The following is a 23146-nucleotide window of genomic DNA, read 5'->3' as shown; positions in this document are numbered from 1 at the left end:
GACCACAGGCCATGCCCAATTCCCCCCAAGCCCCTCTTCCTGCCACCGCGACCCCTCGTTCGGCGCGCAACCGCCGCCTGATCATCGACCAATTGCCCACCTGGCTTTCCGGCGCCAGCCTCGAGCGGCGCCAGGCCTTCGCCGCCTGCCTCAAGCGCAGCCAGGCGTCCAAGGCCGCCCTGGCCAAACACCTCGACGGTTTCAAGAGCGTCAGGGAATTTGCCGCCCCGCTGCTGGCCCAGGCCCTGCTGAAACACTACGGCCCGGGCCTGGACGTGTACCAGGATCGGCTCAAGCACGTCCACATCCTTGCCGCCGCCACCCTCGGCAGCCCCCGCCAGGAACAGATCGTCAACCAGAGCCTGCTGCAGGCGGCGCTGCAGAATTTCGAAAGCAGCGAAACCGGCCATTTCGGTTTCGACCGCGGCTCGGCGATCCTGCGCACCAGCAGCCTGCCGCTCAAGCACGCGATCACCCCGCCGGACTTCGCCAGCCTGGCCCGCCAACTCGACCTGGGCGGCCAGTACCAGAAACACATCGAAGGCTTTCTGCTGTCTGCCGAGCCGGGTCAGCGCGCCGGCTACCGCCAGTTGTTCGAGCGCCAGCAACGCGACGAACTGGCCCTGCAGACGGAAATCGCCCGGCTGCAGGGCCAGCTGGACGAGGCCGCCTACCAGATGCTGCAGAGCCTGCTCGACCCGGATCGCACGCCCAGCTGGGACCAGCGCCCGATCAGTTGCAACACCCTGACCCTGCTCGACTTCGCCAACCCCAGCGGCAGCTACGGTGCCCTGCTCAAGGGGGTCCTGCTGATCGAACGCCAGGTGCCGTCGGGCAGCAGCGAGGCCCCCTGCGTGCTCTACCTCGCCGGTGAGCCGAAAGGGGCCGTGCGCCAATACGCCTCGCGCCAGGCCGTGCATGACGACCTGCGCGAACGCCTGCGCGACAGCCACTATCAGACCTTCTTCCGGCGCTACGTGCACGTGCGCAGCCAACCGGCGTTCTTCCAGGCGCTGGCCGAATGCCTGGCCCCCCTGGACCGCCTCACGGGCCAGCGCAAGCCGGCAACGAATGCCGACCTGCAATTGCAACTGGGCTCCCTCGGCGATGACCCGCTGGACGAATTCTGCGTGTTGCAAACCGTGAAGCGGCTCGACGACGCGCGGGTCACCGCGGTCCCCACCGACGACGAGGACCGGAAAACCCGCAACGCCCGCCTCAAGTCCCTGCTCAACTGGACCGAGAACCTGCTGTTCCTGGTTCCCGGGCTGGGCGAAGCCATGCTCGCGGTGGCCGGCGGGCAACTGCTGGTGCAGCTCTTCAACGGCATCGAGCAGTGGCGGCACCATGAGCAGGAACAGGCCGTGCTCGGTTTTCTCGGCGTGGTGCTGAACCTCGAACTGCTCGGCCTGGCGACCGCGATGCACGTCGATTTCGACGGCGCGGACTTCATCGAGGGGCTGCACCCGATCAGCCCCGAGCCCGGCAAACAGGCACTCTGGAAAGCCGACCTGGCGCCCTACGAACAGACCCTGCCCGAGCTCGGCCGGGCGCACCCCGACGCCACCGGCCTCACTCACCACCAGGGCGCCGCCTACCTGAAACTGGAAGGCCGCCACTACCGGGTCGGCCCCGACAACGGCCGCCATCGCTTCCGCCTGCGCCACCCCAACCGCGCCGAGGCCTACGCGCCGCTGCTGCGGCATAACGGCAAGGGCGCCTGGCAACTGGAATTCGAACGGCCCGAGCAATGGCAACAGCCGCAGCTGTTTGCCCGGCTGGACCCACAGGCCGCCAGCCTCGACAGCGAGTCGGCCAACCGCGTCCTGCAGGCCAGCGGCATCGACGAACACCTGCTGCGGCGCATGCACATGGACCGCCAGGCACCGCCCGCGCTGCTGCAGGACAGCCTCACCCGCTTCCGGCTCGACCAGGACCTGAGCCAGTTGATCCGGCGCCTGAGCAGTGGCGCCGCGGCCGACGGCTCGCTGAACGAGCTGCACATGGAACTGCAACTGCTCACCAGCGAACCGGTCTGGCCGCGCACCAAGGTCCTGCGCCTGCTCAACCGCCAGCGTGCGCAGATCCAGGAATACCCGGCCGGGCAGCCGCCGGAGGTCAGCCGCATCGACCTGCAATGGCCGGGCCTCGATGCCAACCGCCTGCTGAGCCACGTGCTGGAAAACCTCACCGAGGGTGAAATCCGCACCCTGCTGGACGAGGAATTCGGCGCCGGCCCGTTCAGCCTCCAGACCCGCACCGCCAACCTGCGGCGCAAGCTGGCCTCCCAGGCGAGCGTGCAGCGCCAGGCCCTGTTCACCTCGCACTACCGCTACCGGACCCAGTCGGAGCTGCCCGCGGCCGCGGTGATCCAGCGCGACTTTCCCGGGCTGTCGAGCCCCATCGCCGAAGAGCTGGCGAGCAACGCCCGCCCGCTCGAACTGCAGCAACTGCTCAACGCCCGCCGGGTACCGCTGCGCCTGGCCGAAGAGGCGCGCCACTACCTGCGCAACCAGCGCCTTACGCGTGCCGTCGAAGGGCTCTACCTCGCGTCCAGGCCCAACCCCGACAGCGACCGCCTGATCCTGCGCCTGTTGCAAAGGCTGCCCGGCTGGCCGCGGCAGGTGCGGCTGGAGATCCGCGAGCGCACCGTCAATGGCGCCCTGCTGGACAGCATCGGCGACGAGTCGGCGAGCATCCGCAAGATCCTGGTGCGCAACGGCGGCGGTTACGACACCTACGACGCCCAGGGCCAGGAACTGCACGCCGCCGACGACCTGTATGCCAGCGTCCTGCACGCCCTGCCCGATGCCGAACGCCAGGCCCTGGGCTTTCCCGGCACCCACGAGGCCGAGGGCCTGCGCCAGCGCCTGCTGCAACAGCCGCTGCCGCCGCGCCGGGAGCTGGAAAAACTGCTCGGCCTGCCGCCCATCCGCCCCGGTTACCAACCGCCCATGCGCCTGGCCGATGGCCGGCTCGGCTATCCTCTCAGTGGCAGCGGTGCCGGCGGACGGTCCCTGGGCTCACGCTCGGCGGCCTTCACCGAACTGGCCGAGCGCCTGTACCCGGATCACGCCTGGCAGGAAGTGCAAAGGTTTCTCGGCCTGCAGGGCCTGAACGAAGGCGCGGCCGTGCGCCGTCTCGAAGCGTTGGAGGCCGAATACAACACCCTCTGCGCCGAACTCGATGCCTGGTCGACGGCCGCCCCGGGGTCCATCGCCAACCAGCAGTTGCGCAGCCAATTGGCGGACAGTCTCATACGCTGCTGGCGCCGCGCCCCTTCCACCAGTTCCACCCTGGGCGGTGTCCAGTTCAACTTCCTCACCATGGGCGACCTGACGCCCCTGCCCACGCTCTCGGCGGACTTCAGCCATGTCAGCGAACTGACCCTGCTGCATGGTTTCCCGAATGCCCCGAGCAACATCGACGGGTTTCTCGCGCGCTTCCCCAGGCTCCAGCAACTGAGCATTCGCGGCGGCATCCTCCAGGAACTGCCTGCGCGCCTGGAATCGATGACGCAACTGACCCACCTGGACCTGAGCAGCAACCGCATCGTCCTCACCCCACAGGACGCCAGCCGCCTCGCCGCCCTGACCCGCCTGAGAAGCCTGAACCTGGGTCGCAACCCGGCACTGGGACGCACACCGGACTTCAGCGCGATGACCGAACTGGTCTACCTCTACCTCAACGACTGCGGGCTCGCGACCTGGCCCAGCGGTTTTGAACGACTGCACGGGCTGAACCTGCTGAACCTGCGCTCCAACCGCCTGACCCATGTACCGTCGGCGCTGCTGCGCACCAGCCAGGAAGGACAGCGGATCGCCAGGGCCCTCGACCTGTTCAACAACCCCATCGACAACCTCGATGACGTCGTCGAGTACTACGAAGAGACCGATATCGACTTCAACCTGGAGCTGCCGATCGACTCGGAGGACGATGACCTGTCACTCGACGATGAGCCCATCCACAACCCGCACCTGCCCCGCGGCCCGGTGTCCCGGGATGGGGAGGCCTGGCTGCAGGGGCTGGCGCCCCAGGAGCAGGAAGCCTTTCACAATGACTGGCTGCTGTTGGCCAATGAAGAGCCGGCGGAGCAGTCCGAGGCGTTCTTCCGGGTGATCCAGGACCTGCAAAAGTCCGCCGACTATCTGGACACCCACCTGCGCCCGCGGGTGCTGGACAAGGTCCGCCGCATGGTCCGCGCCATGGTCGCCGACACCGCGCTGCGCGAGAAGCTGCTGCTCAAGGCCAACGCCCCGGATACCCACGCCTGCGAAGACGGCATCACCGTGGTGTTCAGCGACATGGGCCTGGATGTGCTGGAACACGAGGCCTATGCCCAGCCCACCCCGCAGCAGATCGAAGCCAGCCTGCTGGAACTGGCCCGGGGCAAATCCCGCCTGAACCGGGTCAACCAGCAGGCGCGCGCGGAGATCAATCGGCGCAAGGCCGAGGGGCGCAACCCGGATGAGGCGGAAGTCTACCTGGCCTACCGCACCGGCCTGGTCGAACGGCTGAACCTGCCCTGGCAGGCCTCGACCATGCAATACGGCGAGATCGCCAACATCGACCAGGACCAGCTGGACCGGGCCTACGCCAGCATCCTCGACCTCGAACGACAGCCCCTGGACCGGGTCAGGGAAGCCTTGCGGCAAGGGTTCTGGCGGGACTACCTGGACATCCAGTACCTGCAGGAACTGGATGCGAAAAGAGCCCTGCGCGACAACAAGGGCGGCGCCCTGGATGACCTGCACAGCGCGCAACAGCGCTGGTTCGCCAGCGCCGGCCTGCCCGCGGCGGAAAAGGCCCGGCTGAAGTCGGCCATACAGGCCGCGGCCCGTATCCTCGGCATGTCGGACCAGGCGGTGTTCGCCCGCAGCATGACCGACGCCGAATACCAGGCCCTCTACGAGGCAATCGCCCGCGAATACGAAGACGAACTGGAGCGCCTCACCCAGCAGGCCCTGCAGGAACTCGAGCCGAGGGTCGCCTGACATGCCGCGCACACCTCAAGCCCCTGCCGCCTTGCCTTACGGACGCTTCATCTGGCGTCGCCTACCGGACTGGCTGAAGAACACCTCCGCCGAACAACGCGCCGACCTGCGTGAAGCCTTGCTCACCTGTTATCAATCCGCAACGCGGGCCGCCGAGTTCCTGGCCCCCCTCATGAGCCTGGATGCCTTTGCCGAACCGATCCTGGAACTGGACCTCAAGGCGGACCACCCCGAACTGCACGACATGCAACGGGCCACCCTGGACAAGACCTGGCACCGCGACAGCTTCCTCTGGCAGCCCATCTACGATGCCAGCCCCGAGCACAGCCTGCTGGAAGCCGCCCTGCTCAACTTCGAAGACTGGGAAACGCGCAGCACGGCGTTCGGCAGCGGTTCGGCCATCTACCTCACGGGCAAGGCCAAGGGCGTCAAAAGCAGCCTGCGACCCGAAGTGTTCGCCCGGCGTTGCCGCCACCTCGACCTGGGCGGCAAGTACCTGCAACACCTCAGGCAGACACTCGACGACAGCAGCGAGGCTAACAAACCCCGGCCTTCCGGCGAAAAACACCAGCTGTTCATCGACCACCAGCGCAACCGCTTCAATGCCGAGCTGCAGATGGCCTACCTGAGTGGCCACCTCAGCCTTGAGTGCACCAAGGCGCTCAAGGTCTTTCTGCTCCCTCGCAACCAGACCTTCGGCAAGCGCCTGCTGTGCCATCGGGTCAGGCTGTTGGGCCAGGTGCTGCCGGGCGTCATCCATTTCGCGGCCGACCCGGAGAATGACCGGGGCCGGTGCGCCGTGTACTTCCCCGGCCACCCCGAGTATCCCCTTCAGGAATACAGCTCGCTGCTGATGTTTCAGGTGGCACTCGTAGCCCACTTGAAAACGGCTCGCACTCGGCAGCGGATCAGCCAGCTCCTGCCGATCGATCACCAGGAACCCCTGCTGCGGGAAAAACTGAAAACTGCTCTGCACGCCTCTAGCGAAGCGCACATTCATATCGTCGACCTTTCCAGTTGGATCGAGGTGGAGCTGTTCGAGGAAATCCACCGACTGCGCCTGCTGCACCTGATGAGCGACCTGGGACGGCTGGCGCCCTCCGCGGAAGACGTGAAGGCCGCCGAGCGGGAAAAACTGCTCGACGAATTTCAGTTGGCCGGGTTGAACCTGCTGTCCAGCCTCAAGGACTCCATCCCCAGGTTCAAGCGAACCCTCTCGGACCCCTTGGACATGATCGATACGAACCTGGTCTACCAGGACATCCACACCTGGAGCAAGGCGCAACGACAGGCCGGCGCCCTGCATCTGCTCAATATCATCGAGGCCCGGGCAGGTGGCCAGGTGACCCCAGCGATGCACAGGGAAGCCCGCTCGCTGCCCGACCTGATCCCCGTTCGTGCACACGGCCATACCCGCCTCTGGAACCCCGACCCCAGTCACTACCGGGTGGCGCTGCGCCTGCCCGATGGCCAATGGCAAACCAACGCACTGGGCCTGCATGAGTGGACCAATAAATACTACCTGTTGCTCAATGACACCTATTACGAAGTCCGCTACAACGACGCCAGCGGTCATTGGCATATCGTCAGCCCGACCCAGCCGACGCTCTATTCGCCGCCGCTGCTGCACAACGGCGTCGGCGCCTGGCGAACGATACACGAGGACACCAGGCAGTGGCCCAAGTCGACGCTGCTCGCCCGCCTGTCGCCCCGGGCGGCACAATTGCCGCGACCGTTGGCCGATGCCCTGTTGCTGCTGGGACACGTCAGCCTGGAGACGTTGCAGCAACTCCATCGACACAGCCGTCGTGCCTCGCCACAGTTGCTCGACAGCCTCAAGCGCCTGTGGATCGTCAAGGAAATCGAGGGTTCCAGCCTCGATCGGGGGTCAGACAGCCACTGCGCCGAACTCTGCTCGGCAATCCGTTCGCTGCTGGTGCAACTGCTGCCGGATGCGCCTGCGCAAACCTCGCTGCGCATCAGGAAACAGAAATCACGCAAGTTCATCCAGTACCCCAAGGGCTCGCAGTGGATCGAGGTCGATGAAATACAGTGGATGCCCGAGCTGTTCGACCAGTTGTATCGACAGCTCGAGCAACCCGACACCTCACAGCAGCAGCGCCTGCGGGTCCTGTATCCCGAGCTGCCCTTGAGCTTCCTGCAGGATCTGGATTTCACCCTGGCGCTTCTGGAGCAGAGCCAACCCACGCTGCCATGCCTTGCAAGGGAGATCGAGCGGGCCCTGGAGCAGCTTCACGTTTCACGGGTATTCGAAGGCCTGCACCCGGACTGGCCCCATGCCCGGCACAGCGAACACCTGGCCTTCTCGCTGTTCGAAACCCTGGCCGGCTGGCCGGCGGATATGCGCCTTGAGTTCATGGAAGCCGAAGCCGCGCGGTGCACGCCCATCCAGGGAATCGGCACGGACAGCAGTCTGAACTACCGCCGGTTGCTGAAAAGGAACGCCCTGTACGAGATTCAGGACCGCCAGGGCAAGACCCTGGCGAGCGAACCCGATTTCTACAAGGCCCTGTGGCAGGCTCTGCCCACCCGGGCACAACGGGACCTGGGCCGGCGCAATGAGATCAGCCTGGAGGAAGACCAGACCACCACCGACCTGAAACGTGCACTGTTTCGCCAGGCCACCAGGCTGCGCGATCAGGTGCCCGCGGTGCGTGCCCTGCAACGCTTCCCGGAACCGCCGATGAGCGCTTCCGCCGCGCCCCTGCCGGTGCAGTTCGCGGTTCCCGGCCGGGTGGTCTCCGGCCTGCAGCCGGGCGACGACGGGGTCTACCGGAACCTCAATCGCCGCCCCCTCTCCAACCATGCCCACCCCTACTACATTCTCGAACGTCACCGCTATTACCCGGTGGCCTGGACACCCGAAGGCTGGCGCCTGCTCAACGCCAGCAACCCCTACGGTTTCTATCAACCGCTGCTGCAACGCCGAAGCCGATCCAACCCCAGGTGGACGCTTCATGACCCGGACCACAAGCACCGCCTGCTGGACAAGGCGCAACGCCTGCCGGTACCGACGGCCAACGACAGCGCCGACGAGCCGGCGCAAAACAGCCTGTTCACCCAGGCACAGCACAAGCGCCTGGAGACGCCCAAATCCTACCGTACCCAGCTGAATTCACCGCTGACCTACGATCGTATCGACAATGCCCGCTACCCCCTGCGGGACCTGGATGGACAGGCGCTGACCGTCATCGCGCTGCACTACTCCAGTACACCCGGCAGCGCCCAGTCCCAGGCACGAGCACAACAACTGCTGCCCTACCTCGCACAGGGGATAGAAGTGGCACGGCTGTACGAAAGAAAGCTCGGCATCAGGCGGTTCAAGGCACAGCACATGCGCTCCGCCGACGAACAGCACCTGGTCGGCCGCTTCCACGTCACGGCCCGCCGCGACCTGGCCAGCGGCGAACTGCTCGGTGTCTATGGCGGCATGCTGATTCCGCTGATCGTCTGCCAGCATCGCCTGGACCCCTTCGCCACCTGGGTCCAGTATGAGCGCTCGCTGGAACTGATCCGCTTTCGCGACGGCCAGCCACGAACGGCCCTGCCGTGCCTCAGTGGTGACAACATCCTGTCGCGGATCAACACGATCTTCGAGTACGAGGACGGTGTGCCCGCCAGGCAGGCCCGCAGTGGCTACAACGTCGAGGCCGTGGCCTTTCCCGTCGACATCCGCACCCATGACGGCTGTATCGAGAAGGACCGTTATTTCCTCACGGCACTGTTCACCAGCCAAACCGTCAAGGCGGATGAGGAACTGCGTCTGAACCACGGCTACAGCGATGAGCAGATCCGCACGCTGAACAGTGCCGAGGCGCCGCAAGCGCAGGGACTCGCCAGCCCGCCCGACGACCTCGATGTCGAGCCAGGCAGCATGCATACCTACCGCAGCCCAGGATAAGACGGCGCCTAACCTGCCCGTTCGAATCACTCAACGGGCCCGTGCCAATGACTGTACCCACTACAACCCTTACGAGCGGCGCCACCCCTGGTGCCGCCTCCCCTGCCCCCCAGTTGAACCGCCACCAGGCGTTCATCGCCAGCCGCCTGCCGGCGCCGCTCAAGCAACGGCATTCGGCCTGCCTCAAGCCGCTGCTCGACATCCCCCCCACCACCCCGGCCTGGTACAGCCAGGCCGACGCCAGCCTGCGTGGCGCCTTCGAGGCCAGCCAACTGGCGCGCTGCGCCAGCCAGCACCCGTTCGAAAGCCTGCTCGGCCAGATCACCCCACTGGCAGCCTTCGCCGCGCCGCTGCTGCAACTGGCGATCCGGCAGACCTTCAGGCTGGAGCTGGATGTGCGCGACACCTATTTCGTGCGCCGCCTGCAAACGCCGCGTCCGGCCAGGCTGGGCGGGCTGCTCGACTTCTCCGCCGGCGACCCCAAGGTCAGTGGCTGGTACTGGGATGTCACGCTGCTGGAAGCGGCGCTGCACAACTTCACCGCCGACGAAGCGGCCAAACCGCCCGCCGAAGGCGACGAGTTCATCACCCGCGACCACAGCACCGAGCAGGTGCGGATCGCCGCCTATGACCGGGAGCGCGCGCTGTCCCTGCGCCCCGAGCAGTTCGCCACGCTGTGCCGCCAGCTCGACCTGGGGCAACGCTACCAGGAACACCTGCACGCGGTACTCAACCCGGCCGATGCCACGCAAAAGGCCCAGGTCCGCCAGACCTGGACCACCCACCTGCACAACCAGTTGGCCGAGGCGGTGCACCTGGCGCGGATGCAGGCGCACATCCCGGACGATGCCTACCAGATGCTCACGCACTGGCTGGCCGGCGGCACGGACCTGCGCCTGGGCGGCCACCCGGTGCAGCCCGCGCGCCTGCGGATGCTCGGCGTCGACCTCGACGAAGTCCTGTTCCTGCGCCCCGACGCCGGCCCGTCACCGCGGCGCTGCCTGGTCTACCTGCCCAACGACGACCTGCATCCGCTGCGCCACTACGATTCCAGCACGGACTTCATGATCGACCTGCGCACGCGCCTGCACAGCGCCCGGTTCCGGCGTTTCTTCGCCGGGTTCATTGCGTTGCGCGAACAGCCGGCGTTCTTCAGCGCGCTGAAAAAACGCCTGGACCCCGGCGACCGCCATGACCTGTGGGACGACTACGCCGTCGATCCCGAACGGCGCGTGGGGCTGGACCTGATCGAACTGTACCTGCCGACGGACAGCCGCCCCTCGCTGCCAAACCTGCTCCGGGAGCAGTGCGAATCCAGGATCGAGCGCCTGCTCGGCGACGCCCGGGCCCTGGCGGTGCCCACCGACGACGAGGATCGCCAGGCACGTATCGCGCGTTTCCTCGGCTTCGCCGACGCGGCCATGGACCTGCTCAACCTGCTGGTGTTCATCCCCGGCGTCGGCCAGGTGATGCTGCTGGCCATGGGCACCCGCCTGCTGCATGAGGTCTACGCCGGCATCGAGGCCTGGGAGGCCGGGGAAACCCGCCAGGCCTGGGCCCAACTGCTCGGCGTGGTGATGAACCTGGCCTTCATCGGCAGCGCCGGCGTGGTACTGCCGCATCTGGACAGCTCGGCCTTCGTCGACGGGCTGATCCCGGTCAGCGTGCGCCAGGGCATCACCCGGCTGTGGAAACCCGACCTCGGCCCCTATCGGCACCCGCTGCAACTGCCGGCCCGCTCCCAGCCGGATCGGCTGGGCTTGCACGAGTACCTGGACCATCGCTATCTGCCGCTGGACGACGGCTACTACCAGTTGCACGCCGACCCGCGCAGGGCCGGACGCTATCGTGCCCGCCATGGCCGCGCCGAGGAACTGCTGCACCCCTACGCCCCCGAATTCCACAGCAATGGCGCCGGCGCCTGGCGCCACGCCTTCGAACGGCCCCTGGGCTGGTCCGACGCCCGCCTGTTCCAGCGCCTCGGCCCCGAAGCCGCGCGCCTCGACGCCAGCGCCGCGCAGCGTGTCCTGCACATCAGCGGCGTCGACAACGACGTGCTGCGCGCCCTGCATCACAACCGCGGGCGAACCCCCGCACTGCTCAGCGACAGCGTGACCCGCTTCGCCCTCGACCGCGAGCTGGCGCACCTGCTGCAACGCCTGGAGAACGGTGGCAACTCGGGCGGCACCCTCGACGAACTGCACATGGAGCTACAACTGCTGACCAGCGACCCGGTCTGGCCGGCCACCCGGGTCCTGCGGCTGCTCGACGATGCCGGGCGCACGCTTCAGGAATACCCGGCGGGCATCGACGCCCAGGTGCCACGGATCGAGGTGAGCTGGCCGCAGCTGGAGGCCGATGACCTGCTCCGCCAGGTGCTGGACCCGCTCGACGACAGCGAAATCCGCCTGTTGCTGCGCGAGGAGTTCGGCCAGGGCAGCACCAGCCTGGCGGCCCGGGTCGCGGCCCTGCGCCGACGCCTGGCCGGGGCTGCGCTCAAGCGCCGCCAGGACCTGTTCGAATCCCACTACCGCCACCGCACGGCCGCCAGCCGTGGCGAACCGGGGGCCGCCCTGTTGCAGCGCGATTTCCCCGGCCTGCCGGACCGCCTGGCCGAGGAGCTGGCCCGCGCCGCCGACGGCAACGAAAGCAAACGCCTGGCCGCCGGCCGGGTACCGCTGCGCCTGGCCGAGGAAGCCCGCTACCTGTTGCGCAACGTGCGCCTGGCGCGCCTGTACGAGCCGCTGTACCTCGACTCGGTCAGCCAGGCCGAGGGGTATCGCCTGGTGCTGCTGATGCTCGGCAAGTTGCCGGGCTGGTCGAGCCAGGTCCGCCTGGAGGTACGGGACCGCTTCTTCGCCGGCCCCCTGCTCGACAGCCTCGGCCCCGAGACGGCGCCGATCCGCAAGGTGCTGGTGAGAAACGGCGAACGCTACGAGGCCCATGACGATCAGGGCCAGGAACTGCACGGTGCCGACGACCTGTACGCCAGCGTGCTGCACGCCCTGCCCGATGCCCAGCGCCAGGCACTGGGTTTTCCCCATGTCGGCCAGGGCGCGCAACTGAAGCAGGCCCTGCGCGCCCTGCCGCCGCTGCCCCGCGCGGAACTGGCGCGGCACCTGTCGCTGCCGCCCATCAGGCCACGCTGGCGTTCGCCACTGCGCCTGGCCGATGGCCGGGTCGGCTACGCCCTGAGCGGCCGCGGCGCGGGCAACGGTCCGGGCACATCCCTCGTCAGCCGGCTGGCCCGCGAGCTGTACCCGAACCTGTCGCTGGCGCAGGTGGAAACCCTGCACGGCCTGCGCGACCTCGGCCAGGGCGCGGCGATCGGCCGGCTGCGCGCCCTGCAAGGCGAATACCGCACCCTGGAAAACGAGCTGGAGGCCTGGGTCGGCGAGCCCCAGGGCGCCGAGGGCAACGGCAAACTGCGTTTCGCCGTCCAGCTCAAGCGCTGCTGGCGCCACGAAACCGATCGCGCCATCGACCACGAGGGCGACCCGATCGTCCTCGACCACCAGGGCACGCGCGTGCCCGGCCATGAACTCACCCTCACCGGCTACCCGCTGGACAGCCTGCCGCTGCTGTCCGGGCGCTTCGTGCATGTCGCCGAATTGCACCTGCGTTCGATCACGCTGCAGAACTCGCCATCGCTGGAGCGGTTTCTGGGAGCGTTCCCCAACCTGCTGCGGCTGAACCTCTCGGGCAACCTGCTCACGCGCCTGCCGGCGGCCCTGGCGCACATGAGCCGGCTGACGCACCTGGAGCTGAGAAACAACCAACTGGTCATCCCCGCCGCCGGCACGAGCCCCCTGAGCCCGTTGCGCCACCTGCAAACCCTCAACCTGGAAAACAACCCGGACCTGGGCAGCCTGCCCGATCTGCGCCCGCTGGCCGCCCTGCGCTTCGTGAACCTGCGCAATACCGGCCTGCGCGAGATCCCACAGGGCTATGACCGCTTGCCCGATCTGCGCCGCCTCGACCTGCGGGACAACCGCATCAGCCAGGTTCCCGACGAAGTCTTCGGCCTGAGCGCCGCCCGCCAGCAACTCAACCTGTCGATCAACCTCGACGCCAACCTGATCCCCGCCGACCTGCATCGACGCATCGCCCGCTACCGCCAGCAGACCGGCATCGACCTGGGTCTGGAAGTGCTGCCCGAGAGTGACGACCTTTCCGAGTCGAGCAACAACTCGCGCCCGCACTCCCAGGCCAGCCAGCACCACAACCGCTGGGGCAGCGCCTCGCCGGTGCCGCGTGACAGCGCGCCCTGGCTGCCGGGCCCGGACACCGCCGAGCACGAACTGCGGCGCGACACCTGGCTGCGCCTGGCCAGCGACGATATCGAGGCCTCCGAAGCCTTCTTCAAGGTGCTGGCCGACCTGCGAAACTCCGCCGACTACCTCCAGGGCCACGGCGCCCACCGCCCGCAACTGCTCGATCGGGTCTGGCGCATGGTCAAGGCCGCCGAGCAGGACAGCAGCCTGCGCCACCGGCTGTACCTCATGGCCAACCGCGCGGTCGACACCAGCGGCAGCATGATCGAGGCCGATACCTGTGAAGACGGCATGACCGTGACCTTCGACGACATGGGCCTGGAAGTGCTGCTGCACGAGGCCCGGGCCCTGCCCCTCGAACAGCGCGAAGAGCCGTTGTTGCGGCTGGCGCGCGGCAAGGCCCGCCTGGCCCAGGTCAAGCAGCGGGCCCGCCAGGTGATCGAGGCGCGCCGCAACAGCCAGGAAGCCGTGCATGAAGCGGAAATCCACCTGGCCTTCCGCATCGGCCTGGCCGACCGGCTGGACCTGCCCTGGCAGGCCGGGAGCATGCTCTACAGCCAGGAGGCGAACGTCGACCGGGCGACACTGGAACAGGCCAGTCGGGCCATCCTGGCCGAAGAGCGCCTGCCCGGCGAAGCGGCCAGGCGCCTGCTGGAGCAGCCGTTCTGGGAAGAATACCTGCTGGAGCGCTACGGCCAGACCCGGCTCAAGGAACCCAGGGAGCAACGCGACGACATGATCGGCGCGCTCGATGACCTGCTGGACGCCCAACGCGAATGGTTCACCGGCGATGCCCTGGACCTGGCACGCAAGAACGCACTGCAACAGACCATCAGCCAGTCGGCGCGGACCCTGGGCCTGACCCAGACCGAAGCGTTCCTCCGGGCCATGAGCGACAGTGCCTACAAAAGCCACGCCGAACGTATCGCCAGGACCTACCAGCGGGCATTGGCGCAGTTGACCGAGCAACTGCGCCAACAGCACGGGCTGTGAGCCAGCGCCAGCACTATCTACCGCCCCGCCCGCGCCGGTCGCGGTAGCGTGGCCGGCATTCCAGCGGCCCCGCCCCGCCTCCGCGCGGCGTGGCCGCTCCCCCCATCAAGGTACCCTACATGCCCGATCAACCTCCCTTTTACCTGCTGTCCCAGGCCGCGGAGTTGCGCAGCACCCTCAGCGCCGAAGAACAGGCGCTGTCCATCGGCAGCGCCGAGCGCAATTGGCTGAGCAACCTGTACCTGGCGAACCAGGACGCCCGCGAGGCGCTCGATGAGCCGATGTACGTCGACAAGCTGCTCATCGTCGCTCAGGGCGCGACCACGGCGGACCTGGCCGGCAGCTTCCTGGCCAGCGGCGCCGCCGGCCACGCGGTGTTCCTCTGCACCCCGGCATTCGGCCTGGAACGCTTCGGCTCCCGCGACCTGGCCCTGGCCAAAGTACGCGAACGCCTGGCCGTCCCGGCCCAGCGCGATGAACTGCTGCGCTTCGTCCCGCTGCACATCCGCAACGCCATCGGCCTGGAGCCACTGCCGGCGCTGATCACCCGCCCGATCCATGGCATCGTCCTGGATGACCGGCGCCAGGCCATCAACACCTACCTCGACATCACCCTCAAAGACCTGCAGGACGAACTGCTGGAACTGCCCAGCCTCAAGTCCCTGCTCAATCAGTTGTTCGACAGCACCCTGGGCAAGCGCTTTCCCCAGGCCAACCTGAAGGCCCTGCGGGTGATCAGCCACCAGGCCCCCAGCGCGGCGGAATCGACCAGCGGGCTGCCGCTGCGCGCCCTCTCGACCCACTCCCTGACCGAGACCCTGCTGGAGCGCTACAACCACGGCCCGTGGCCCGGCGACCAGGTCCACGAGTTCCTCGCCCCCGGCTACACCGCGCAGGCAGCGGACACCGCGGTCTGGGAAAATACCCTGCTCACCCTCGCCGGCCAGTTGCCAGGCCACCTGCAAAGCCGGCTCAACGCCTTCTGGGACGCCCCGCTGGCTATCGGCCAGCCGCGCCGGCACTTGTTCGTCGACGCCCTGGGCAGCCGTTTTCGTGCCGAGCTGCTGCACCGGGAACAGGACCTGAATGAAATCGCCGCCGACGACTACCCGGTGCTGAGCGCCCTCTATCCGCTGGACCGCTCCCGGCTCGGCGCCGTGGCGCTGTACACCCTGATGGTCCAGTCCAGCGCCGGCTCGTACCCGCTGGCCAACGCCTTCGTGGTCCACAACCTGGGCCGCCGCTCCGCCGAATACCTGCTGTATGGAGCCGATCGGCTGCAGGCCTTCGACAGCCAGGCGGCGCTGCTGGAATCGGTGAGGACGCAACTACAGCAGCCCGGGCAAGACCCAGACTGGCACCTGGGCCTGTCGCTGCGCGAACGCGCCGAACTCCAGAGCGCGTCCCTCACCGGCGTCGCGCTGATCGCCAGTTCCCTGTCGATTTTCGATACGCTGTTCAGCCGCGTCATCAGCAAGCTGCTGGACAATGTCAGCTACGTGCTCAAGCGCTATCGCGACAGCGACGGCGCCCTGGTGCTGCCGGCGGCCTTCGACAGCGCACTGGATATCCGCGGCCTGATCTCCCTCCGGCTGCCGGCCCTGGCCACGGGCCCGCGCTGGAGCCATCGGCTGGATCTGTCACCCAGCGAAAAACCGGCGTCACAGCCGCTGATCAAAACCCTGCGGCCAACCCTGGAGACCGCCCGGCACCAACTGGCGACCCTGGAACAGCTCAAGGCCCGGCTCAGCGAGGGCCTGCAAAAACGTCCGTCACTCAAGGACTTCATCCGCGGCGAGCTGTCCAGCGCGCTGAAGCAGGCGAAACTGCACAATCTCTCGCCCGACAACCTCTACCTCAACCACTACGCCTCGGCACTGCCCGAGGTCGGCGACCCCAGCCTGCCCCCGCTGACGTCGCGGAGCGTGGTGGACCATGTGCTCGAACGCCTGACCGACGGCAGCGGCGAACCCGACCAGACCACCAGCGGCCTGTTCAGCAAAACCGCCGACGGCGGCTGGTCACGGGTGACCAACCTGGAGATCGAACCGTTCAACCGGATCGTCGCCACCCTGCTGCCGGACCTGCTCGGCCAGTACCTGCGCCGGCAACGCTCGCTCTATGGCGAGCTGTCCGGCACCCTGCACGAGGCGATCCGCAGTGGCTTGCGCCAGGAAGTGCAACTCAAGGAAATGCGCGGCGCCCTCAACGCCGGCGACCTGGACCTGCTCGACAACCTGCTCGACAGCCATCGCCGCGACGAGCGCCCGGGCCTGCACGGGTTCATCCCGGACGCCTTCGCCCTCACCTACAGACCCGACACCGCAGCCGCGCCGATCAGGCTGCACAACTGCTTCCTGCTCACCGCCCACGGCGGCCTGGACCAGGAGCACTCCGGCAGAACCCTGCTCTGGACTCCGGCCCAGGGCGCCGAAGCCTTCGACTCGCTGCACAGCGCCGACAACGAGTTGCAGCGGCGCCTGCATGACCCGGTGGAGCGCCTGTCCCTGCTGGAAAACACCACGCAAGAGCAAAGCCCCCCGCATTTGCCCATCGTCACGCCGCAGCGCGGCAACCGCCGGACCTACCCGAGCCTGGGCTTCGAGCTGATCCACAACGGCCTGCAGAACAATCGCTACAACTCACTGATCGACAAGGCGCTGGCCGACTTGAACCATGCCGTCACCTCGGATTACAAGGGTGACAACCTGCACCAGCACCTGCAAAGCTGCCTGGACAGCCACGCCACCGTGCCCATGCTCGAACGGGCGCTGCAAGCGGCGCAGAACAGCGCCACCCACCTGGCGCTGCCGCCCTGGCTCAGGAGCGCCGGCGACAGCCAGCAGTTCGCCCTGGCCGCCCTGCTCGACCGCTATCGCCAGGACGCCGCGACCACCGATGATTACCACCAGGGCATTCCCGATATCCGCGAGACCGCCCGCACCAAGCTCAAGAGCCTGCTGGCGCGGGACTTTCCCCAGGCCAGGCTGGACCCGCAGCGGATCACCGTCTGGCTGACTCCGCGCGAGGCGGCGCTGCCGCTCAGCGAACCGTTGAGCGAATTCGCCCTGCGCCATGTCGACGACATCAGGCCGCGCGCGATCAGCCTCAGCAGCGACGCAGGCAGCCTGCCCGGCACGTTGACCGACGAGCGGATCAAGGCCCTGGTGCAGGAGGCGGACATCGGCCAGCACTACGCCGCACTGCTCGAATCGCATCTGTCGCCCGAGGTGCTGCACAACGCCCATCGCCGTCCGGCGTTCAGCCGGCACAGCTTCTGGCAGGGCCTGCTGCACGCCTTCGTGCAACGGCTGCGCAACACCCTCTCGCAAAAGGCCCACGCCTACATCAAGCACCTGCTGGCCATGCCGGACGGTGTCGCGCGCCTGCCGCTCGATGGGCAGCACATCGAACTCAAGCCACTGCAACTGCAAAGTGGCGCGCAGACGCCGGCCGACCCGGTGGCCGGGTTCTACCTGATCGGTCCGCACGCCAGCCAGCCGGGCCCGCGTGTCCTGTTCTGCCCCCAGGGCGATCGACCGGTGTTCCAGGAATACCCCAGCGAAGCGGCGCTGCTCGGCGACCTCGGGCACTCCACCAGCCTGCAGCAGCAGGTCCTGGAACGGCTGCCCCTGGCACGCTACGCGTACTACGCGCAGCAGGCGTTCAAGGGCGCCCTGACGCTCGGCGACCACCCCGAGCGCGGCAATCTGTTCCATCGGCTGTACCAGGACATGACCGGCCTGTTCAAGCACCTGCTCGGTTGCCAGTACCTGGCAGGCCGGGGCTCGCTCTGGAACAAGGCGCTGTCCTGGCTCAAGGGTGAACTGCAACAGGGTGCGACCCAGCTGCTGGGCCGGCTGCGCCTGCCGTGGCTGGTCTGGCAGTCGCTCTCGCAACTCAGGGACGCCGGGCAGAAAGCCTGGCAAGGTCGCTGGAGCGAGGCCATCGAGGCGTTCGCCATGACCCTGGCCAAGCTGGCGATGGCGCGCCGCGGCTGGGTCCAGTCCGACCTCGGCGGTGCCGCGCGGCCCCCCGCCAGCGCCCCCGCCGAATCGCCCTTCCCCAGCCCGGCCTGGGGCGACCAGCGCCTGACACCCGGGCAGAAGGCCATGCTCCTGGGCCTGCAGGCCCAGCGCGTCGCCCTGCAGCACATGACCCCGAACAGCGCCGGCGACCTCTACACCGACCCGGCCAGCCAGCAGACCTTCGTGGCGATCGGCGGTCGGGTATTCCGGGTACGCCAGGAGCAACAGCGCTGGCGCATCGTCACCGACAGCGGCCAGGGCCCCTGGCTGCGCCAGGATTCCCGGGGACAGTGGTCATTCGACCTGGCCGACCGCTGCCTCAAGGAGGCTCACCATGAAAATGCTTGATCATTGCATCGGCCAATGGGCGATCCGCGAAGAACTGCGGGTGGAGGCCGTCGGCATCCACGACATCCGGCAACTCTATCCCAACCGCGCCCGCATGCTCGCCCATGCCCATCGCCAAGCCGTGGCATACCTCAACAACGCCCTGTACAACGTGGACCGGCTGTTCAACGGCCAGCGGCTGGACACCAAGCGTCGTCGCTTCATCGAAAAATGCCTCGGCGTTGCCCAGGTCGACAACGACATCATCCGCAAACTCAAGATCCGCCTGGGCGTCATGCTCGACGAATTGCTCAAGCCCTCGCTCAACCCGCAGCACTCGTCCCGCTACATCGTCGGCTCGGGACGGCAGCCGGATCACGGCAACCAGGCCTTTACCGTGAGGCGGGAAAGGGGTGGGAACATCTATCTGACCGAACGTTTCTTCGAGCCAGGCCTGGAGGTGTACCTGCCCATACGCCCGCGCACCTTCGACGCCTATGGGCACCACATGGCCACGGTGCTTTTGCACGAAATCAGCCACATGACCCTCCAAACCCTGGACTTCGCCTACCTGGACCCCAGCCGTCCGTTCGTCGACCTGATCGATACCAGCACACCCGATGGACGGCTTCGCCACCTGGTGCTCGAAGAACTGCAACGGAATGCCTTGTCCGCCACCACACCGGGCAACGAGCTGTTCAAGACCCTCGATGATTACGAGCTGCGCTGGAACGATCTGGAAGGCGACCTCAGGCAGCGGGCATTGAGCCTCACCGGCACCCGCGACCTGGACAGCGCCCGGCGGGTCTTTTACTCCGACGCGGGCAAGCGCACCGATGTGATTCTCAACAACGCCGACTCCCTGGCCCTGCTGATCACCCACCTGGGCCGGCCAGTGGAGTTTCAGCCCCTGGAAGAGCCCCGCTCCAACCCGTCAACCTGAGCCACGAAGCCGCCCACATGAACCACGAGAACCGCAGCACTACCCTGGCAGCGGAGCTGTCCGCTGTCAGCTCGGCCTTTGAGAGCCACGTCATCGAGCTCCCGCCGGGCGACAACCTTCTCCCCAGCCCGGCCTTCAAGGCCGATGGCACCAGCATCGCCGAACTGACGCTGAAGTTCCTGCAATCGGCGCTGCCCCATCGGACGTTCTCGCAGGACAGCCTCGCCAACCTGAGCCCTTCGCAGTTGTTGTGGGCCTGGCTGAGCCCTGGCGAGGTGAACAGCCAGAAGGCTGCGGCGCTGGTGCAGAGTATTGTCCACTCGGCACTCGACGACAGTCCCGGGGTCGAGAACAACCCCAGGGTCCAGGCCTTCGTCACCCTGCTGTCACGGCACTTCGCCTCGGAGCACCCGTCGACGCCCATCGGGCTCACGCCGGATATCCGACAAGTCCAGGCCGACATCATCCACGGCAGCCTCACCGCGCAACCGCCCACCCCGGGCCTGACCCTGGCCGAACGCGAACGGCGCCTCGACGCCTACGCCACCCGCGTGCGTACCAGCCTGGCCAACACGGAAAAAGGCAGTGAAGCGCAGAGAAACAGCCACTTCATGACCCATCAGCCCTTCACCCGGCCCGAGGGCTATATCAGCGCCGGGCTGCTCGCCGCCAGCCTTGATCCCCAGGAAAGGATTCCCATCATCTACACCAGCGCCACCCGCACCCTCGCCAACGAGGAACGCACCTCCAGCCGCTACGAGCGCACCTATGCCGCCTGGGAGATCGCCGCCGGCCTGCACCAGCACGACGCCCCGGACAACAGCGGCAGCGTGCTGAACTTCCAGTACGAGCAGTTCAGGTCGGAACAGGACCGGCAGCGGGTCAGGGACCTGGAATCGCTCGGCCAGGGCCTGAGGGACCACTGGCAGGAGGACGTGCTGGCCGCCCTCGACGACGTGACGGACGCCCAGGCCAGGCGTTCCGGGGAGGCCGATGCGTATCAGGTCAAGGCCATGCTGGCGAGCCTGCGCCGGGACCTCGTCCTGTTCGGGAAAACCTCCGCCGCCACGCAGAAAGCCGTGATCCGCACACTGGATTACAACGGGCAGGTGATCATTCCCAATCTCTATGGTTATCCGCTGGAAGGCTATGCCTTCATTCCCTACCAGCCGTATGACCAGGTCCACCGCCCCAATCGCGGGCTGATGCTCGACCTGCGCAACGTCACCATCAGCGCCATCAACGGCGACCCGGCGTTCGCGCACTGGGCCCGAAACCACAAGGGCACGCTGCTGCAACGCTTCAACAGCTGCGACGCCCAGGGCGGCCGGGATGCGCACTGGCCCAGCGCGCCGAACCTGCTCGACACGCTGATCGACAACCCTTCCGCGCAACTGGAGCGCCCAGTGTTCCAGGGCAGTTTCCCGGTGCGGCAGGCCTTCAACTACACAGGGTCGGCGACCGCCGGATACCGCTTGAAGTATGCGCCCTTCGACACCATCGCCAGCCTGTATACCCAGCTCAACGCCAGGAACGCCCAGGCCCGCAGCCAGACCCAGCTGTTCAGCAGTACCCAGCGCAACTGGCGCACGGCGCAAAAGATCTGGGCCAGCACCTTCGGCTACATTCCCGTGGTCGGCAACATCGGCAACCTGGTGTTCGGCGTCCATGAGCTCACTGCCGGCATGAGTGCCCAGGAACGCCTGGGCGGCAGTGTCGCCATCCTGATCTCGACCCTGCAGTTGGCCCATGAAGTGCCAGCGATCGTCGCTGGCACCACCCCCCTGGAAGACACCGGCAGCCCCGGGTTCGGCTGGAAGGCGAACCCACAGGGCAGCGAGTGGCGTTTCAGCCTGGAGGCCGAAACCCTCGACCTCGTCGGGGTCGAATCCGCGGTCGAGGACCGGGAAACCGGCGTCGAGCCCGACACGCAGCAACCGCCACCCGCCCTCCCGTCCGTGGTCGTCACCGAAACGACGGTGGTGGCACAGGTCAAGGATGACGGCTCGGTGTTCGAGCTGGCGGGCAAGTCGTATATCCGGGTGAAGGAGCAGGTCTTTCAAAGCCGAAGCAGCCTGCTCGGCCCGGAACAGCGCACGGTCATCGACCCGCACAGCGAAAGCCCGCTGTTCCAGGTGCACAATGGCAGTGGCAGGTGGCAAAGGCTGCGCGGGCTCCAGGGGGGCGGGCATTGCCTTGGAAAACTGTGCTACGCCTCGGTCAGCGAAACCGAGGTGGGCATCGAGATGCACCCCGCCCCCCCCGCGGACGAGTCTGCGGCCAGTGACACGGTGCTGTTCGCGCTTTCCAAGACCCAGCGCCAGCAAGCCTTCGCCGCTGAGGTGGTCAACCTGGAAACCTGGCTGAGCCATGAGCAATCACTGGCCGAATTCAAGGCCATCTACACCCGGGAACGAGCGAATCCCCATGGTTTCTGGGGCCCGGCCCAGAGCTACACCGACTGGCAAGCCATCCGCCGCATGGTCCGCGACGACGCCTCCCGGCTCCCCCTGCAGGACATCGACCACCCGCTGCCGAATGAAATGCTCGATGAAATCAGACAGCAGTTCACCCGCCCACCCCATCCGACGCTGCACCTGGATGAGGAGGCCAGCACCCGGGCGCTGTTCGACAAGATCCTGGTGCCGCCCAGCAGTGCCGATGACCTCACCTTCCTCGTCGGCCGCCGGCAGAGCCTCAGGCTGGCCAGCTATACCCGGCACATCCTGTTCAAATACGGCTTGACCGCCCGGCAGCTGCGCCTGCTCCTTTCCGAGCGGGCCACGGTGCGCGACACCGTGAGGACGGTGATCGACGAACGTTATCCCGACCTCCGTGAGCGTGCGGAGATTCTCTTCAGCTCACACGAATTCGACCTGCAGCACCTGCCCTTGAGCCAGAGGAAGCTGGATACCTTCTTCGAGTGCCTGGAGGACCAGAGCATTGCCGTGGAAAAATTCCGCCTCATCGTCCAGTGCATCGATACCGATACCCTCCCGCTCCCCAGCTCGGCCATCTACCTGTTCAGCAACAGCCGCAAGATCAACATCCTCAAGGCCCTGGACGAGCCACAACTGCGGCAACGACTGCAAAATGCCTCGACCCTGGTCGAAAGGACTTCCAGTTTCTGGAGACGCCTGCGGCATCGTAACTACGTGGTCGAAACCTCCGCGACCGGAGACCCGGTTGCGATCCTCAACTGGTCGTTCTTCAAGCTCAAGAGAACCCCCGTCCTCAGGGACGCGGGCCAGTGGTACGTCAAGGAGCAATGGTGGCCGGATATGCTGGACAAGCGCTATGCCAGCTTCGATGAACTCGAGCAGGACCTGCAACGGCGGTTCGGCGGGTTCCGGCAGACGCTGGCGACGGAAAATATCACCCTGGTCTCCACCCCCGCCCTGGCCGCGGCCAGCTACGAGGTCGAACGCTCCCCGCAAGGCGCGCCGATCGCGGTTTTCTACCGGGCCTTGCACGAGGCACAAACGAAAAGGGTCCCTATCGTCAGCGAAGCCGGCAAGCTGTTCGTGGTCAACAGCGACCCCAATTGGTCGGCGGTGAGCGACAGGGCCTTTTCCACCCTCGGCGACCTGGAGCGGGCCATCCGGGGGGCCTTGACCGAGCCGCTGGAAATCTGAGGTACGCCCCCCGGACGGCGCCATGCACAG

6 protein-coding genes are annotated in these 23146 nt (G+C 67.1%); all 6 read left to right on the top strand.

The features are described 5' to 3' along the window. The first annotated feature begins 11 nt into the window (after positions 1–11). Positions 12–4994 (top strand): dermonecrotic toxin domain-containing protein, encoded by a 4983-nt coding sequence (locus ACMGT0_RS14710; RefSeq protein ID WP_416773205.1) that lies wholly within the window; start codon positions 12–14, stop codon positions 4992–4994. A gap of 1 nt (position 4995) precedes the next feature. Continuing rightward, a complete protein-coding gene (locus ACMGT0_RS14705) occupies positions 4996–8916 on the top strand; it encodes a dermonecrotic toxin domain-containing protein (protein WP_416773204.1) in 3921 nt (1306 codons plus the stop codon). Between the two features lie 47 nt (positions 8917–8963). Then, entirely contained in the window at positions 8964–14183 is a 5220-nt protein-coding gene (locus tag ACMGT0_RS14700; protein WP_416773202.1) for an NEL-type E3 ubiquitin ligase domain-containing protein, read from the top strand. Between the two features lie 119 nt (positions 14184–14302). Next, positions 14303–18559, top strand: a complete 4257-nt coding sequence (locus ACMGT0_RS14695; RefSeq protein ID WP_416773201.1) for a dermonecrotic toxin domain-containing protein — start codon at positions 14303–14305, stop codon at positions 18557–18559. Next, on the top strand, positions 18546–19481 hold the full coding sequence (locus ACMGT0_RS14690) for a hypothetical protein (RefSeq protein ID WP_416773199.1): 936 nt from the start codon (positions 18546–18548) through the stop codon (positions 19479–19481). Before ACMGT0_RS14695 ends, ACMGT0_RS14690 begins: the two co-directional genes overlap by 14 nt. A gap of 17 nt (positions 19482–19498) precedes the next feature. Further along, on the top strand, positions 19499–23116 hold the full coding sequence (locus tag ACMGT0_RS14685) for a hypothetical protein (RefSeq protein WP_416773197.1): 3618 nt from the start codon (positions 19499–19501) through the stop codon (positions 23114–23116). Positions 23117–23146 lie beyond the last annotated feature (30 nt).

Origin of the sequence: Pseudomonas sp. RHF3.3-3, assembly GCF_048069595.1 — a bacterium.
In the GTDB taxonomy this organism is placed as follows: Bacteria; Pseudomonadota; Gammaproteobacteria; order Pseudomonadales; family Pseudomonadaceae; genus Aquipseudomonas; species Aquipseudomonas fuscovaginae_B.
Note: the sequence above shows the minus strand (reverse complement) of the source record. Positions and strands in the feature narration are given on the sequence as shown.

Excerpts from the sequence above, each read along its gene's own strand:
- ACMGT0_RS14690 (WP_416773199.1), top strand. The coding sequence starts at position 18,546 with ATGAAAATGCTTGATCATTGCATCGGCCAATGGGCGATCCGCGAAGAA.
- ACMGT0_RS14685 (WP_416773197.1), top strand. The coding sequence starts at position 19,499 with ATGAACCACGAGAACCGCAGCACTACCCTGGCAGCGGAGCTGTCCGCT.
- ACMGT0_RS14710 (WP_416773205.1), top strand. The coding sequence starts at position 12 with ATGCCCAATTCCCCCCAAGCCCCTCTTCCTGCCACCGCGACCCCTCGT.
- ACMGT0_RS14700 (WP_416773202.1), top strand. The coding sequence starts at position 8,964 with ATGACTGTACCCACTACAACCCTTACGAGCGGCGCCACCCCTGGTGCC.
- ACMGT0_RS14695 (WP_416773201.1), top strand. The coding sequence starts at position 14,303 with ATGCCCGATCAACCTCCCTTTTACCTGCTGTCCCAGGCCGCGGAGTTG.
- ACMGT0_RS14705 (WP_416773204.1), top strand. The coding sequence starts at position 4,996 with ATGCCGCGCACACCTCAAGCCCCTGCCGCCTTGCCTTACGGACGCTTC.